This is a genomic window from Serratia sp. MYb239, assembly GCF_002966855.1.
Taxonomy (GTDB): Bacteria; Pseudomonadota; Gammaproteobacteria; order Enterobacterales; family Enterobacteriaceae; genus Serratia_B; species Serratia_B rhizosphaerae.
The window spans coordinates 3,887,707-3,902,550 of sequence record NZ_CP023268.1 but is presented as its reverse complement, the minus strand read 5'-3'; the positions used below and the strand labels follow the sequence as shown (position 1 = coordinate 3,902,550).

The following is a 14,844-nucleotide window of genomic DNA, read 5'->3' as shown; positions in this document are numbered from 1 at the left end:
CGCCCCTGCATAACTTACAGGTCGGCCAGCAGGATTTTTGAGCGACGCTGATAGTTGTACAGCGCCTGTTTCTGCATCGGCAGTACGTCAACCTCCGCCGGTGTGAAGCCCCGTTCCTGGAACCAGTGAATACTGCGGGTGGTAAGCACGAACAGCTTTTGCAGCCCCATCTGCCGCGCCTGGCTTTCCACCCGCTGCAGCAGCATTTCACCGCGCGATGAGCTACGGTAATCCGGATGCACCGCCACGCAGGCCATCTCGCCGATCTTCTCTTCCGGGAAGGGGTAGAGGGCTGCACAGGCGATGGTCAGGTTATCCCGCTCAATAATGGTGAACTTATCGATCTCCATCTCCAACTGCTCGCGTGAGCGACGCACCAGAATACCCTGTTGTTCCAGCGGGCGAATCAGTTCGAGAATACCGCCGATGTCGTTGATGGTCGCCCGCCGTACCTGCTCGGCGCTTTCCATCACGATCTGCGTACCGATACCGTCGCGGGAGAACAGCTCCTGCACCAGCGCGCCGTCTTCCTGGTAGCTGATCAGGTGACAGCGCCGCACGCCGCTGCGGCAGGCTTTTACCGCGCCGCGCAGGAAGCGGACGGTGCCGGAGTGGTAGTCGCCACTCTCTTCCAACGCATCAAGGCGCTTCTGCGCATCGTTGGGGAATAGTTCGGAGATAATCTCGCCCTCGGCGTCGGTCACCCCTTGTGACGAACAAAAGCCGATCATCTTTTCCGCTTTCAGCTTGCTGGCCAACTGGGTCGCCACTTCTTCTGAGGTCAGGTTGAAGCTTTCACCGGTGACGGATACCGCCACCGGACCAATCAGCACGATGGCGCCGCTGTCGAGCTGACGGTTAATAGCCTCTTCATCAATACGGCGGATACGCCCGCTGTGGTAGTAATCCACGCCGTCATCGATACCCAGCGGTTGGGCGATAATAAAGTTGCCGCTGACCACATTGATATGCGCGCCCTGTAGTGGGGTGTTATTCAGGCTCATCGACAGCCGGGCGGTAATATCCAGTTGCAGCAGGCCGGCAGCCTGCTTGACCAGCTCCAGCGTCGGCGCATCGGTCACGCGGGTATGTTTGTGGTAGAGCGGTTCGAGATTATGTAGCGCCAGATTGGTGTCAATCTGTGGCCGTGCGCCATAAACCACCACCAGGCGAATGCCCAGGCTGTGCAGCAACCCGATATCGTTAACGATATTAGTAAAGTTTTCATGCTCAATCGCCTCGCCACCGAGCATCACGACGAATGTCTTGCCGCGGTGGGCGTTGATATAGGGAACTGAGTGACGGAATCCTTGAACCAGCTCTGTACTACGTTCCTTCACGGCAAACCTCATGTGAATATTTATACGATATTTTTGTATTTTTATTCTTTTCTGCCGCTAATGGCAAGGGGGAATTTGCGTTGTTTTCCCTGCTAACACTGTTAAATCGTTAATAAATTGAAAACCCATCAAAAGATTTTCTGATGACAGCGCCGAATGGATTCGTTAAAGTTTTCGCCATTGTCTCTGTTTTGCTGTTTTTTTAGTCTACTGCTATTGGTTGGAGCCGCATGTCAAACGATAATCACAATCTGGGTCGCCGTCGTCTGTTGCAGGGGGTTACCGCAACCTGGTTGCTGAGCGTGAGTCGTGTCGGTTTTGCCGCGTCGTCGCATGTTATCGCGGTGCGTGTCTGGCCTTCATCCACTTACACGCGCGTGACGCTAGAGTCCAACGTGGCGCTGAAATACAAACAGTTTGCGCTGACCAATCCCGATCGCATCGTGGTGGATATTGAGGGCGTGCAACTTAACAGCGTGCTGAAAGGCATCGCCTCCCAGGTGCAAAACAGCGACCCTAACCTGAAGCAGGCGCGCGTCGGCCAGTTCGATAAAGACACCGTGCGTCTGGTGCTGGAGCTGAAGCAGGATGTCCGCCCGCATATGTTCACCCTGGCGCCGGTCGCTGAATACCGCAACCGTCTGGTGCTGGATATGTATCCCAGCAAGCCGGCGCCCGGTGATGATGACTATGATCCGCTGTTGGCGTTGCTGGAAGATTACAATAAGGGCGATCTGGAACGGACGCTGCCGGCACCGGCCAAAGCGCCGCAAACCGGTAAGGCGGGGCGCGATCGGCCGATCGTCATTATGCTCGACCCGGGACACGGCGGTGAGGATCCTGGTGCAATCGGCAAGTACAAAACGCGCGAGAAAGACATCGTGCTGCAGATTGCCCGCCGGCTGAGAACGATGATCAAGCGCGAACCGAATATGAAAGTCTTTATGACGCGTAACGAAGATGTCTTCATTCCGCTGAAGGTGCGGGTGGCAAAAGCGCGCAAGCAGCGCGCCGATCTGTTTGTCTCCATCCACGCGGATGCCTTTACCAACCGTGCGGCGCGTGGCTCATCGGTGTTTGCGCTGTCGACCAAAGGGGCAACCAGCGCCGCGGCGCGCTATCTGGCGCAAACGCAGAACGAATCGGATCAGATCGGCGGCGTCAGCAAAAGCGGTGACCGCTATCTGGATCACACCATGTTCGATCTGGTGCAGACGGCGACCATCAACGACAGCCTGAAATTTGGCAAGGAAGTGCTGCATCGGATGGGCAGTATCAACCGGTTGCACAAGAATCGTGTCGATCAGGCCGGTTTTGCGGTGTTGAAGGCACCGGACATTCCTTCCATTCTGGTGGAGACGGCGTTTATCAGCAACGTGGAAGAAGAGCGTAAACTGCGTACCAGCCGTTTTCAGCAGCAGATTGCGGAATCTATACTGGCGGGTATCAAGGCTTATTTCTCCAACGGCGGGGCGAGGCGTTAAAGAGAAAGATGACGCTGGGCTGCGGCCCGGCGTGATGATGTTGGCGGATTTTAGATACAAAAAAACACCCATAAGGGTGTCAATTGTCATCATCAATAATGGTTGCGGGGGCCGGATTTGAACCGACGACCTTCGGGTTATGAGCCCGACGAGCTACCAGGCTGCTCCACCCCGCGTCCGTCTTGATGCTTGTGCGTTCTTTATCGTTTGGTTGCGGGGGCCGGATTTGAACCGACGACCTTCGGGTTATGAGCCCGACGAGCTACCAGGCTGCTCCACCCCGCGTCCGTTTAACGCATTTTTCTCGAACCCAACCCATTATAAGATGCCGCTGGTACAGCATCGGTTGGTTGCGGGGGCCGGATTTGAACCGACGACCTTCGGGTTATGAGCCCGACGAGCTACCAGGCTGCTCCACCCCGCGTCCGATGGATGCGCACTATACTCTCCATGGTTTATGTTGCAACCCCTTTTTGCAGATAATTGGTCTAAAGCCGTTTTTTGGCTTATTTCGCCCGCACATTGCTTTCTTTTTCATCACCCTGCGCGGTGTGAGATTTTTTATTGGCAGCGATTCCTTTATCTGAAGGGGTTTGTTATCTTTCGCCGGTATCCCCTTTATTTTTCAAGCTGCAGATGTGCGACGGGGCCTGGCCTGCCGTCTGCACCTCGAAATGTCTTGGGTAAAAACCATACCTGTTTTTTAAGAGAGCGCGCGATGAAAGGACGTTGGGGTAAATACCTGCTGGGCGGGTTAGTGATAGCAATCTTGGCGGGCTGTTCGTCAAAGCCGACCGACCGTGGTCAGCAATATAAAGATGGGCAGCTGGAGCAACCGCTGGCGTTGGTTAATCAACCGAACACCCGTGGCGTGCCGATGAACGGCGATGATTACGCCAACCAACTGCTGGAGATTCAATACGCGTCTCCTTCTTTGTTTAACCGTAACAGCAGTACCTACCAGGCGGTAAAGAGCTGGATGGCCTCCGGTGCGGACACCCGCCAGCTTAGCCAGTTCGGCCTCAGCGCCTACCAGATGGAAGGGGCGGACAACTACGGCAACGTACAGTTTACCGGCTACTATACGCCGGTGGTGCAGGCGCGCTACACGCCGCAGGGCGAATTCCGCTACCCGCTGTACCGCATGCCGCCGAAACGCGGCCGTCTGCCGAGCCGTGCGGGCATTTATAACGGCGCGCTGGATGACCGTTACATCATCGCCTACAGCAACTCGCTGATGGACAACTTTATGATGGAAGTGCAGGGCAGCGGCTATGTCGATTTTGGTAACGGTCAGCCGCTGGTGTTCTTTGGCTACGGCGGCAAAAACGGCCATGCTTACCGCAGTATCGGCCGGGTATTGATCGACCGGGGCGAGGTGGCCAAGGCAGATATGTCGATGCAGGCGATCCGCAAGTGGGCCGATAGCCACAGCGAAGCGGAAGTACGCGAGCTGCTGGAGCAGAATCCGTCCTTTGTCTTCTTCCGCCCGGAATCTTTCGCGCCGGTGAAAGGCGCCAGCGCGGTGCCGCTGATCGCCAAGGCGTCGGTGGCGTCCGATCGATCGCTGATTCCTGCCGGCACCACGCTGCTGGCGGAAGTGCCTCTGCTGGACAACAAGGGTAAATTCACGGGAAAATATGAGATGCGCCTGATGGTGGCGCTGGACGTTGGCGGCGCGATTAAAGGCCAGCACTTTGATATCTACCAGGGGATCGGGCCGGACGCCGGCCACGCGGCTGGTTTTTACAACCACTATGGCCGGGTATGGGTGCTGAAGGGCGGCAACAGCGGCGCGCCGTTGTTCAGCGCCTATCGGCCAAAGGTCAGTCAGAGCGGGAGCTTGCTGGTGACGCGTTAATTGTTAACGCCCGTCGTCGTTAACCCGCAGGGGCCGGATTTTCCGGCCCTTATCATTTGCATAATTAAGGTAATTAAAGCGTTATGAGCACACCCTATTCAGAAGCCTATCTGCAACGTTTTGGCGGTACGGCGCGTTTGTACGGCCAGCAGGCGTTGGCGCTGTTCGCCCAGGCGCACGTGTGCGTGATCGGCATTGGCGGCGTGGGCTCATGGGCGGCGGAGGCGTTGGCGCGTACCGGCATCGGCGCCATTACTCTGATTGATATGGATGATGTCTGCGTCACCAATACCAACCGCCAGATCCACGCGCTGCGCGGCCACGTCGGCCAGTCGAAGACGGAGGTGATGGCCGAACGCATTCTGGCGATTAACCCGGAGTGCCGGGTGACCTGCATCGACGATTTTATTACGCCAGATAACGTGGCGGAACTGTTGGACAACGGTTTTAGCTATGTGATTGACGCCATCGACAGCGTGCGGCCGAAGGCGGCGTTGCTGGCCTATTGCCGCCGCTTTAAAATCCCGGTCGTTACCACCGGCGGTGCCGGCGGACAGATCGATCCTACACGTATTGAAGTGGCGGATCTGGCGAAGACCATCCAGGATCCGCTGGCGGCCAAACTGCGCGAGCGGCTTAAACACGATTTCAACGTGGTGAAAAACAGCAAGGGTAAACTGGGGATCGACTGCGTCTTTTCCAGCGAAGCGCTGGTCTACCCGCAGCCGGACGGCTCAGTGTGTGCATCGCGCAGTACGGCGGAAGGACCAAAGCGCATGGACTGCAGCGCCGGTTTCGGCGCGGCGACCATGGTCACCGCAACCTTCGGCTTTGTTGCGGTTTCACATGCGCTGAAGAAGATGATGGCTAAAGCGGCTCGTCAGGCATAGCGCGCGGCGATATCCTTTACCGCCGCAGCCAGCGCTTCCAGACCGCTGGCTCGGGTGGCGCTGAGCTGGGCGCGCAATCCCAGGCTGTCGAATAGCGCCAGAGGATCGGCGGCCAGCAGTTGCTGCGGCGTCTTTCCTTCCACGGTGGTTAATAACACCGCCAGCAGGCCGCGCACGATGCGGCCTTCGCTGTCGCCGTAAAAATGCAGTCGGTTGTCATCCAACAGCTGATGGCCTAACCAGACGCGGTTTTCACAGCCGCTCAGCTCTATCTCCGCGTTGCGCAGCGCTTCCGGCAGCGTGGGCAGCTGTTTTGCCAGCATCACCAGTTGGCGATAGCGGTCTTCCCACTGTTTCAGCGCGCCGAATTTTTCTGTCAGGGCCGCAGCGGTAATGTCGTGGCCGAAGGGGTGAGGGGCTAGCATAGCGTCTCCGAAATTACAGTGTATCAATCTGCCAGCAGATCGACGGCATTCACCATGGCGTCGACCAGCCTGTCGACGTCTTCCGGCGTATTATAAGGGGCGAAAGAGGCGCGCAGGGTGCCGCTGACGCCCAGCGCCGCCATCAGCGGCTGCGCGCAGTGCTGCCCGGCGCGCAGCGCGATGCCTTGCTCCGCCAGCAGCGTGACGATATCGCTGTGATGAATACCGGCAATATCGAACGCCAGCAGGCTGGAGCCGGAGCAACGGAAGCTGCGAAAGCCTGCCAGTTGTGCCAACCGATGCTCGGCGTCGTCGGTTAATTGCCGTGCGTAGGCTTCCGCCGCCGGCAGATTTTGTTCCTCCAGCCAGCTCAGCGCTGCGCCCAGCCCCAGTACTCCGGCGATATTCGGCGTGCCGGCCTCAAAGCAGTAGGGCGGTTTTTGCGCGGTAAAGCCGTCAAACGAGGCCTGAGTCAGCATTTTGCCGCCGCCTTGCCACGGCGCCATCTGCGCCAGCAGTTCACTTTTGCCGTACAGCACGCCGATACCGGTCGGGCCATACAGCTTATGGCCGGAAAAGGCGTAAAAGTCGATGTTTAACCGCCGTACGTCCGCCGGACAGTGCACGATGCCCTGGGCGCCGTCGATCATGACTTTGGCACCGACGCCGTGCGCCAGCGCGATCGCCTGCGCCAGATCCGGACAGCCGCCGGTAACGTTGGACATCTGTCCCAGCGCCAGCAGCCGGGTTTTATCGCTGAGCAGCGTCGGCAGCAGCGCCAGGTCGGGCAGCCGGTCGGCCCCCAGCGGCAGTTTTGTTACGCAGGCACCGGTCTGCTCTGCGACCATCAGCCAGGGGATCAGGTTGGCATGATGCTCCGCCTCGCTGACGATAATTTCATCGCCGGGCTGCAGGCGGGGGCGCGCATAGCTTTGCGCCACCAGATTAATCGCCTCGGTGGTGCCGCGCGTCCAGACAATTTCTTCGGCGCCGGCGGCGTTAATCAATGCCGCCGCCTGATGGCGCGTCTGTTCAAAACGTACGGTCAGATCCTGAGCGGCCTTATGCTGGCTGCGGTGCACGGTGGCCGCCTCGCTGCTGTAAAACTGCTGCGTGGCGGCGATCACCGCCTGCGGCTTCAGCGCGGTGGCGGCGCTGTCCAGATAAACGCCGGGCTGCGCCAGCGCGGGAAACTGGCGGCGGAAAAGTGAGGAATTAAACGACGACATAGTGGATTATCATTGGTCGGAACACCTGTCGATCCTGTCCTATTTTGCCGTGACTGACAAGTCCATTGCAGCGGTTGTCTGGCATTCCGGTGTGAGTTTGTTATGCTGTTTCTACGGGTGCGCAACCTTGCCTTTATGTATCTAAAGGTCTTTTACAGCATTTTTATCTACAAGGAGTCCAAGATGAAGAAAACGGCCGCAGTTATCTCTGCTCTGATGCTGACGTTCACGTTGGCAGCTTGTTCCAGTAACTATGTGATGCACACCAATGATGGACGAACCATTGTTGCCGACGGTAAACCGCAGGTTGATGAAGATACCGGGATGATCAGCTATAAAGATGCGAACGGCGTCGAACAGCAAATTAACCGTGCCGACGTGAAAGAGCTGGCAGAAAGCGACCAGTAAGCGTCAGGTAAAAAAAAGCACCGCAATGTTTGCGGTGCTGCATAAATCACTATGGACAGACAGGGTAAATGTACAGGAAGTGAAAAAAACAGTAGCTTAGCTACCATGTCCGGAATCGCCGGACAATTTGCAAACACAACATCACAACCACAAGCCAAAAGTTCATCGGCGTCCTCGACACCCAATCCCTTTTCGTTCCGGCCCGGGAAGTGCCGCCACTATAGGTATTTGCTGGCGTCTGCTCAACGGACAATTTATAATGCATCGGATAAAAAAAACTAATGAAATGGACGTGGAGAAAGCGAGCCAGCGCGCGTCTGTCAACGCAACCCGCTTTTAGGGTTGATGGTGTTGTAATTTTGTTACACAAAAGTAGCTAATTAATGTCTAAACGTTTACCACCCCTTAATGCGTTGCGGGTGTTTGATGCGGCAGCCCGCCATCTCAGTTTCACTAAAGCGGCCGAAGAGCTTTTTGTCACTCAGGCTGCGGTGAGCCACCAGATCAAGTCTCTGGAGGATTTCCTCGGCCTTAAACTGTTCCGCCGGCGCAACCGTTCTCTGCTGCTGACCGAAGAAGGGCAGAGTTATTATCTGGATATCAAAGAGATATTCTCCTCCATCAATGAAGCAACGCGTAAGCTGCAGGCGCGCAGCGCCAAGGGCGCATTGACGGTCAGTTTGCCGCCGAGTTTCGCTATTCAGTGGCTGGTGCCGCGCCTGTCTGGCTTTAACTCAGCTTATCCGGGAATTGATGTTCGTATACAAGCCGTTGACCGGGAAGAGGATAAACTGGCCGACGACGTTGACGTCGCCATTTTTTATGGCCGCGGCAATTGGCCGGGGCTGCGTGCGGAGCGATTGTATGCCGAATATCTGCTGCCGGTGTGTTCTCCCAGCCTGCTGACCGGCGAGCGCGCCTTAAAATCGCCGGACGATCTGGCTAATCACACGCTGCTGCACGATACTTCACGCCGCGACTGGTTGGCCTATACCCGGCAACTGGGTTTACAGCATATTAATGTGCAGCAGGGGCCGATTTTCAGCCACAGCGCGATGGTGGTACAGGCGGCGGTGCATGGTCAGGGCATTGCGCTGGTGAACAACGTGATTGCGCAGACGGAAATTGAAGCGGGCAGGTTGGTATGTCCGTTTAATGATGTTTTGGTCAGCAAAAACGCTTTTTATCTGGTATGTCATGACAGCCAGGCAGAACTGGGTAAAATAGCCGCCTTTCGCCAATGGATACTGGCGCGTGCTGCCAGCGAGCAGGAAAAATATCGTTTCCGCTATGAACAATAAACCGGCGGCCTCAGGCGGTCGGTTATCGACTAAAGGTAAATAACGATGAGCAGTCGTTCTATGCTGATTTTTGCCGCGATCAGCGGTTTTGTATTTGTTGCTTTGGGGGCATTTGGCGCGCACGTGCTGAGCGGTACGCTGGGCGCTAATGAAATGGCGTGGATCCGCACCGGGCTGGATTATCAAGGGGTGCATACCCTGGCGGTGCTGGCACTGGCGGTAGCGATGCAACGCCGCGTCAGCCTGTGGTTTTACTGGAGCGGAGCGCTGCTGGCGCTCGGCACCGTGTTGTTTAGCGGCAGCCTGTATTGTTTGGCGCTGTCGCACCTGAAGGTCTGGGTCTATATCACGCCGGTAGGCGGCGTGTGTTTCCTGATCGGTTGGGCATTGATGTTGATTGGCGCTTTGCGTCTGAGGAAAAAGGCCGAGCGCCATGAATAAAGTTGCATTGTACTGCCGCCCCGGCTTTGAAAAAGAGTGCGCGGCGGAAATTACGGATAAAGCCTCTCAGTTGGAGATTTTCGGCTTTGCCCGGGTAAAAGAAAACAGCGGCTATGTGCTGTTTGAGTGCTATCAGCCGGACGATGCTGACCGGCTGGCGAAAGAAATTCCCTTCCGCGAGCTAATTTTTGCCCGCCAGCTGATTGTCGTCGGTGAGCTGCTGCGCGATCTGCCGCCGGAAGACCGCGTTTCGCCGATTGTCGGTATGCTGATCGGCGTGGTCGATCGCGGCGGCGAGCTGCGGGTAGAAGTGGCGGACACCAACGAAAGCAAAGAACTGATGAAGTTCTGCCGCAAGCTGACGGTGCCGCTGCGCGCCGCGATGCGTGAGCAGAAGGTGCTGATGGCGCGTGAAAATCCGACGCGGCCGGTGGTGCACGTGTTCTTTATCGCGCCGGGATGCTGCTATGTCGGCTATTCATACAGCAACAATAACTCGCCGTTCTATATGGGCATCCCGCGGCTGAAATTCCCGGCCGATGCGCCAAGCCGTTCAACGTTGAAGCTGGAAGAAGCGTTCCACGTGTTTATTCCCGCCGATGAGTGGGACGAACGTCTGGGCAGCGGCATGCACGCCGTGGATCTTGGGGCCTGCCCTGGCGGCTGGACCTATCAGTTGGTGAAGCGCAGCATGATGGTGCATGCGGTGGATAACGGCCCGATGGCGCCAAGCCTGATGGATACCGGTCAGGTTACCCATCATCGCGCCGACGGTTTTAAATTTGAGCCGAACAGCAGCAAAATCTACTGGCTGGTGTGCGATATGGTGGAGAAGCCGGCTAAGGTCACCAGCCTGATGATTCAGTGGCTGGTCAAAGGCTGGTGCCGTGAGGCGATCTTCAACCTGAAGCTGCCGATGAAGAAGCGTTACGAAGAGGTCTCGCAGAATCTGCAGAGCATCCGGGAGGCGTTGGGTGCGGCAGGCATCAGCGCGGATGTGCATGCCAAGCAGCTGTATCATGACCGTGAAGAGGTGACGGTGCACGTACGCCGCATGTGGTCCGCCGTGCCGGGCCGCCGCGACGAACGGGACTGATATGACAGGGCGCTGCTTGCAGCGCCCTTAGTTTATCGGCAGCCGCAGCTGTTGCAGGTTGCCGTCCAGCGTCAGATCGGTACGCAGCGTGGCGATCTGTTTGCTGACGTAGGCCATCTCGCGGTGCTGTTCCAGTTTTTTGCGCCACTTCTCCGGCACCGTATCCAACTGCTGATACAGCGTATCCAGATCCGCCGCCTGCTGCAGAAGCTGCACGGCGGTCTTCGGCCCGACGCCGGCAACTCCGGGGATTTTACTGCTGCTGATACCGGCCAGCCCCCAGTAATCCGGCAGCTGCTGCGGCGCTACGCCGAACTCTTTCTGCACGAAAGGCAGATCCAGCCAGCGTTTTTGGAAGTAATCGCGGATTTGCACCTGGGGCGCCAGCAGCTGGCAGTAGCCCTTATCGGTCGACACGATGGTAACCTGGTGGCCGCCGCCGGATACCTTGGCGGCCAGCGTTGCAGCCAGGTCGTCCGCTTCGTTGCCGGGGGAGTGCCAGCAGGCGACGCCGAGACTGGCAAACGCCTCGCGCAGCTGCGGCATTTCCTGCTGTAGAGTGTCCGGCATGGGCGAACGGCCGGCCTTATAGTCCGGCAGCAACTGGTGACGCCAGCTGTCGCCCCGGTCGTCTTCGTCAAAGACCGCGACCGCGTGGGTTGGCTTGCTGTGCTGAATCAGCTGCGTCAGCGCATGACGGCAGGCATCGACGCACGGAGAACCTTGTACGGCGTGGATACGGCGAATCAGGTTCAGGGCATCGACGATCAGTAGATGTATGGCCATAGCGTTTTAGCTAGCAAAAAGGCAGGGCGGCTGGTCAGGTAATGATTTCATAGCAGGGCACGTAGGCGCTGCCCGGCAGCTTCATGCGGTGCTGGGCGACGAAGCCCTGCAGCAGCTGATCCATCTGCTTCATCATTTGCGGGTCGCCATGCAGTTTGTACGGGCCGAACTGCTCAATGGCGTGAATGCCGTTCTCTTTCACGTTGCCGGCGACGATGCCGGAGAACGCGCGGCGCAGCGCGGCGGCCAGTTCTTCCGGCGGCTGCTGCGGCGACAGGTTGAGGTTGGCCATATTCTCATGGGTCGGCTCAAACGGCAGCTGCAGATCCGGAGCGATGCGCATCGACCAGTTGAAGCTGTAGGCGTCACCGGTATTGCGGCGGTTTTCTTTCACCAGCGGCATCGCCTTCTTCATCTGGCGCGCCACTTCGGCCGGGTCGTCGATGATAATGGTGTAATGGCGGCGCGCCGCGTCGCCGAGGGTATTCATGATGAACTCATCCAGCACCCGGAAGTAGTCGGCGCTCTCTTTCGGCCCGGTGAGGATCAGCGGCAGCACCTGCTCGCTGTTTTCCGGATTCATCAGGATGCCCAGCAGGTACAGCAGCTCTTCCGCCGTGCCCACGCCGCCCGGGAAAATAATGATACCGTGGGCGATGCGCACGAAGGCTTCCAGACGCTTTTCGATATCCGGCATGATCACCAGTTCGTTGACCAATGGGTTAGGCGGCTCGGCGGCGATGATGGATGGCTCGGTCATGCCGATAAACCGGCTGTTGCGATAGCGCTGCTGAGCATGGCCGACCGCTGCGCCTTTCATTGGCGCCTCCATGGCGCCCGGGCCGCAGCCGGTGCAGATGTTCAGTTCGCGCAGGCCCAGCTCGCTGCCGACTTTACGCGCGTACAGGTATTCGTTCTGATTGATCGAGTGGCCGCCCCAGCACACCACCATATTGGGATCTTCATCCAGATGCAGCGTGCGCGCATTTCGCAGAATCGAGAACACCAGGTTGGTGATATGGACGGAGTTTTCCAGATTCAGGTGCTGGAAGCGCCCGGCGCTGGCGATTTGCCCGTGCACGAACAGAATATCGCGCAGCACCGCGAACAGGTTGGCCTGCAGGGAACGGATAATGCGCCCATCGACAAAGGCGTCTTCCGGCGGGTTGACCAGCTCGAGTTTTACGCCGCGCTCACGGCGCAGTACATTGATATCAAACGTTTCATAGCGTGACAGCAGCTGTTTGCTGTTGTCGGTCTGGCTGCCGGAGTTCAGCACCGCCAGTGAACAGTTGCGGAATAAACGATACAGGTCGCTGCTGGCGGTACGCTTCAGCATGTCTACTTCCAACTGCGACAGCAAATCCATTGAGCCAAGCGGGCTGATATGTGTAATCAAGGTAACTCCTTTGCACCCATGGCGGGGCGGTGGCAATCCATACGGCAGGACCGCCTGTCATTATGACGACCCCGCTTGTGCACGCTGCGGTTAATAACGCCTATCTGCTCTGCGGCACCCGCTATGCGTGAGGGCGCCGAGAATTAACCTTACCGCCGTCCCCTGATTTTTACCAATGCAAACCTGCTATTAGCTCAGTTGTTGAGCAACGCCTCGCATTTATTGGCGTGCCAGACGGCCGTGCGCCGGCGCAAAGGCGACGTTGCTGCGCCACGGGTTGATGTCCAGGCCGCCGCGGCGGGTATAGCGCGCATAGACCGAGAGGCGTTCAGGCTGACAAAAACGCATGATATCGTTGAAAATGCGCTCCACGCACTGTTCATGAAATTCATTATGATGGCGGAAAGAGACTAAATAGCGCAGCAACGCCTCGCGGTTAATCTGCGCGCCGCGGTAGGCGATTTGCACCGAGCCCCAGTCGGGCTGATTGGTGATCAGGCAGTTGGACTTCAGCAGATGGCTGACCAGCGTTTCTTCCACCACGGGGCTGCCCGCTGCCGCATCCTGCAGATAGTCGGCGCTGAACTGATAGTCATCGATGCTGATGTCCTGCTGGTCCAGGCATTCGCCCTGCAGCTGCGCAATAGGACGCCCTTCAATTTCATCCAGGCGGAACAGTTTCACTTCCACCTCTCCCTGCGCGCAGGCCGCCAGATCGCGCAACAGCGTGCAGCGCACCGCTTCCCAGTTCTCAAAACGGGTCTGGTTGAAGCTGTTCAGGTAGAGTTTGAAGCTTTTCGATTCGATCAAATTCAGGCTGAAGGCATTGAGGCTGATTTCTCCCACCGCCACCTGCGGCAGACCTTTAGCGTTGAGCCAGGAGAGCTCGTACAGCGTCCAGATATCCGCGCCGTGGAACGGCAGGCTATCGGGGTAAAGGCCCAGCGGCTCGCGGTTCATGCTGCGCGGCACCGGCTGCAGCAGCGTGGCGTCGTACTGGTCGTGGTAAGCGGTGGGTTTACCGAGCGTCAGCCCTGATAATGCCTGATGATTTTGATAGGAGGACATCTGCTGTCACCTTACTCCGGTTAGTGCTGAAAAATGGCATTGCAGACGCGGCAACGTGCTTAACGCCGGCGTCGCTGCAAGCAAGTATGCAAGGTTATGGGTACAATGGCCGTCAGTTTACCGTATGCGAGAGAAAATATGGACCATGATGTGACTCACGCCTTGCGTGAATTTACCCAGCGCTATGTGGCGCTCTGGCAGCAGCAGCGTGGCCATGCGCCGACCAGCCGCGAATTGTACGGCGTGCCTTCACCGTGCGTGGTAGAAAATCGCGACGATGAGGTGCTGTGGCTGCCGCAGCCGTTTACGCCTGCGGCAACGCTGGAAAAGGTAGAAACTGCGCTGGAGCTGCGGCTGCAGCCGGATATTCACACCTTTTATACGCAGCAATATGCCGGGGATATGAGCGCGCAGTTCGGCGAGCATCGTCTTAGCCTGCTGCAGGTGTGGAGCGCGGATGATTTTATCCGCCTGCAGGAAAACCTGATCGGTCATCTGGTGACGCAAAAACGTCTGAAGCTGTCGCCGACGCTGTTCCTGGCGACCACGGAATCAGAGATGGAGATGGTGTCACTGTGCAACATCAGCGGCAATGTGGTGCTGGAACAGTTTGGCAGCGATCGGCGTACGCTGTTGGCTGCTACGTTGGGCAACTTCCTTGATGCGCTGCGCCCGTTAGCTGGTGATTGAGCTAAAACCCAAAATGCTTGTGAGATATCTCGCACAAACCTTGTGCGAGATCGCTTTTAATTTATAGACGCCTAATGGCAAAAATTGATTTATTGCTAGATGTATCAGTTGGTTAACGTATCGCTAAAAACTATCGTGTAACGCCTTTTTGTACTTTTGTCTCACAATCCCTTGTGGCGAGAAAGGAATTAAGCGATCTTATACATGCCGGACGGAAGGCGGCTGGAGCTGGAAGCATCGGGATGATGCAGACTTCTGGATGAAGAAGCGGATGCGCCCAGTGAAGGGTGGCGGGATGGCGTCAGGGCGATGCTCAGGATATTTCAGGAAAGAAATCAGGGACACCTCCAGGATGGAGATTGAGAGCCGGTACGGGATGGCTGGTGGGTCAGGGAGACCGAGGACCGCGTCAGGATGATGCTAGTT

The 14,844-nt window shown here is 57.4% G+C and carries 14 protein-coding genes and 3 tRNA genes; 8 read left to right on the top strand and 9 right to left on the bottom strand.

The annotated features are described in order from the left end of the window. Window positions 1-14 precede the first annotated feature (14 nt). Window positions 15-1,352 (bottom strand): amino-acid N-acetyltransferase, encoded by a 1,338-nt coding sequence (gene argA, locus CLM71_RS18735; protein WP_172606259.1) that lies wholly within the window; start codon window positions 1,350-1,352, stop codon window positions 15-17. Between the two features lie 218 nt (window positions 1,353-1,570). On the opposite strand from argA, the gene amiC reads away from it, so the two are divergent. Continuing rightward, a complete protein-coding gene (gene amiC / locus CLM71_RS18730; RefSeq protein WP_105232325.1) occupies window positions 1,571-2,824 on the top strand; it encodes an N-acetylmuramoyl-L-alanine amidase AmiC in 1,254 nt (417 codons plus the stop codon). A 99-nt stretch (window positions 2,825-2,923) separates the two neighbouring features. On the opposite strand, the gene CLM71_RS18725 is transcribed toward amiC, so the two are convergent. The 3 genes from CLM71_RS18725 to CLM71_RS18715 all read right to left on the bottom strand — a co-directional run bounded on the left by CLM71_RS18725 (window position 2,924) and on the right by CLM71_RS18715 (window position 3,248). Continuing rightward, window positions 2,924-3,000: transfer RNA gene (locus tag CLM71_RS18725), tRNA-Met, on the bottom strand. Window positions 3,001-3,032: 32 nt separating this feature from the next. Continuing rightward, window positions 3,033-3,109 (bottom strand) — tRNA-Met (locus tag CLM71_RS18720). 62 nt (window positions 3,110-3,171) lie between these two features. Then, window positions 3,172-3,248 (bottom strand) — tRNA-Met (locus CLM71_RS18715). Window positions 3,249-3,542: 294 nt separating this feature from the next. Here CLM71_RS18715 and mltA point away from each other — a divergent pair. Next, on the top strand, window positions 3,543-4,685 hold the full coding sequence (gene mltA, locus CLM71_RS18710) for a murein transglycosylase A (protein ID WP_105232324.1): 1,143 nt from the start codon (window positions 3,543-3,545) through the stop codon (window positions 4,683-4,685). A gap of 83 nt (window positions 4,686-4,768) precedes the next feature. Then, a complete protein-coding gene (tcdA, locus tag CLM71_RS18705; RefSeq protein WP_105232323.1) occupies window positions 4,769-5,575 on the top strand; it encodes a tRNA cyclic N6-threonylcarbamoyladenosine(37) synthase TcdA in 807 nt (268 codons plus the stop codon). On the opposite strand, the gene csdE is transcribed toward tcdA, so the two are convergent. Both csdE and csdA read right to left on the bottom strand, forming a co-directional pair. After that, window positions 5,566-6,000, bottom strand: coding sequence for a cysteine desulfurase sulfur acceptor subunit CsdE (gene csdE / locus CLM71_RS18700; protein WP_105232322.1), 435 nt, complete (start codon window positions 5,998-6,000; stop codon window positions 5,566-5,568). The genes tcdA and csdE overlap by 10 nt on opposite strands. Window positions 6,001-6,023: 23 nt before the next feature. Continuing rightward, window positions 6,024-7,229: a cysteine desulfurase CsdA gene (csdA, locus tag CLM71_RS18695; protein ID WP_105232321.1), complete on the bottom strand. Its 1,206-nt coding sequence runs from the start codon at window positions 7,227-7,229 to the stop codon at window positions 6,024-6,026. A 183-nt stretch (window positions 7,230-7,412) separates the two neighbouring features. On the opposite strand from csdA, the gene CLM71_RS18690 reads away from it, so the two are divergent. The 4 genes from CLM71_RS18690 (at window position 7,413) to rlmM (ending at window position 10,475) form a co-directional block, all read left to right on the top strand. Then, window positions 7,413-7,637: a YgdI/YgdR family lipoprotein gene (locus CLM71_RS18690; RefSeq protein WP_105233494.1), complete on the top strand. Its 225-nt coding sequence runs from the start codon at window positions 7,413-7,415 to the stop codon at window positions 7,635-7,637. Window positions 7,638-8,020: 383 nt separating this feature from the next. Continuing rightward, a complete protein-coding gene (locus CLM71_RS18685; protein ID WP_105232320.1) occupies window positions 8,021-8,938 on the top strand; it encodes a transcriptional regulator GcvA in 918 nt (305 codons plus the stop codon). 45 nt (window positions 8,939-8,983) lie between these two features. Next, window positions 8,984-9,379 (top strand): DUF423 domain-containing protein, encoded by a 396-nt coding sequence (locus CLM71_RS18680; RefSeq protein WP_099050025.1) that lies wholly within the window; start codon window positions 8,984-8,986, stop codon window positions 9,377-9,379. Beyond that, window positions 9,372-10,475: a 23S rRNA (cytidine(2498)-2'-O)-methyltransferase RlmM gene (gene rlmM / locus CLM71_RS18675; RefSeq protein WP_105232319.1), complete on the top strand. Its 1,104-nt coding sequence runs from the start codon at window positions 9,372-9,374 to the stop codon at window positions 10,473-10,475. The genes CLM71_RS18680 and rlmM overlap by 8 nt, the downstream gene beginning before the upstream one ends. A gap of 27 nt (window positions 10,476-10,502) precedes the next feature. On the opposite strand, the gene xni is transcribed toward rlmM, so the two are convergent. From xni to queF, 3 genes are all read right to left on the bottom strand, one after another. Continuing rightward, the gene (xni, locus tag CLM71_RS18670) at window positions 10,503-11,261 is read right to left on the bottom strand and encodes a flap endonuclease Xni (RefSeq protein WP_105232318.1); all 759 of its coding nucleotides are present in this window, start codon (window positions 11,259-11,261) and stop codon (window positions 10,503-10,505) included. A gap of 34 nt (window positions 11,262-11,295) precedes the next feature. Continuing rightward, a complete protein-coding gene (gene ppnN / locus CLM71_RS18665) occupies window positions 11,296-12,660 on the bottom strand; it encodes a nucleotide 5'-monophosphate nucleosidase PpnN (RefSeq protein WP_015673574.1) in 1,365 nt (454 codons plus the stop codon). A 219-nt stretch (window positions 12,661-12,879) separates the two neighbouring features. After that, window positions 12,880-13,728 (bottom strand): NADPH-dependent 7-cyano-7-deazaguanine reductase QueF, encoded by an 849-nt coding sequence (gene queF / locus CLM71_RS18660; RefSeq protein ID WP_105232317.1) that lies wholly within the window; start codon window positions 13,726-13,728, stop codon window positions 12,880-12,882. Window positions 13,729-13,866: 138 nt separating this feature from the next. Between queF and syd the strand changes: the two genes are divergently transcribed. Further along, complete coding sequence (gene syd, locus CLM71_RS18655) at window positions 13,867-14,418, top strand: SecY-interacting protein (RefSeq protein WP_105232316.1); 552 nt, start codon at window positions 13,867-13,869, stop codon at window positions 14,416-14,418. The last annotated feature ends 426 nt before the right edge of the window (window positions 14,419-14,844 follow it).

Excerpts from the sequence above, each read along its gene's own strand:
- mltA (WP_105232324.1), top strand. The coding sequence starts at position 3,543 with ATGAAAGGACGTTGGGGTAAATACCTGCTGGGCGGGTTAGTGATAGCA.
- csdA (WP_105232321.1), bottom strand. The coding sequence starts at position 7,229 with ATGTCGTCGTTTAATTCCTCACTTTTCCGCCGCCAGTTTCCCGCGCTG.
- xni (WP_105232318.1), bottom strand. The coding sequence starts at position 11,261 with ATGGCCATACATCTACTGATCGTCGATGCCCTGAACCTGATTCGCCGT.
- argA (WP_172606259.1), bottom strand. The coding sequence starts at position 1,352 with ATGAGGTTTGCCGTGAAGGAACGTAGTACAGAGCTGGTTCAAGGATTC.
- CLM71_RS18685 (WP_105232320.1), top strand. The coding sequence starts at position 8,021 with ATGTCTAAACGTTTACCACCCCTTAATGCGTTGCGGGTGTTTGATGCG.
- syd (WP_105232316.1), top strand. The coding sequence starts at position 13,867 with ATGGACCATGATGTGACTCACGCCTTGCGTGAATTTACCCAGCGCTAT.
- CLM71_RS18690 (WP_105233494.1), top strand. The coding sequence starts at position 7,413 with ATGAAGAAAACGGCCGCAGTTATCTCTGCTCTGATGCTGACGTTCACG.
- amiC (WP_105232325.1), top strand. The coding sequence starts at position 1,571 with ATGTCAAACGATAATCACAATCTGGGTCGCCGTCGTCTGTTGCAGGGG.
- csdE (WP_105232322.1), bottom strand. The coding sequence starts at position 6,000 with ATGCTAGCCCCTCACCCCTTCGGCCACGACATTACCGCTGCGGCCCTG.
- rlmM (WP_105232319.1), top strand. The coding sequence starts at position 9,372 with ATGAATAAAGTTGCATTGTACTGCCGCCCCGGCTTTGAAAAAGAGTGC.
- queF (WP_105232317.1), bottom strand. The coding sequence starts at position 13,728 with ATGTCCTCCTATCAAAATCATCAGGCATTATCAGGGCTGACGCTCGGT.
- CLM71_RS18680 (WP_099050025.1), top strand. The coding sequence starts at position 8,984 with ATGAGCAGTCGTTCTATGCTGATTTTTGCCGCGATCAGCGGTTTTGTA.
- tcdA (WP_105232323.1), top strand. The coding sequence starts at position 4,769 with ATGAGCACACCCTATTCAGAAGCCTATCTGCAACGTTTTGGCGGTACG.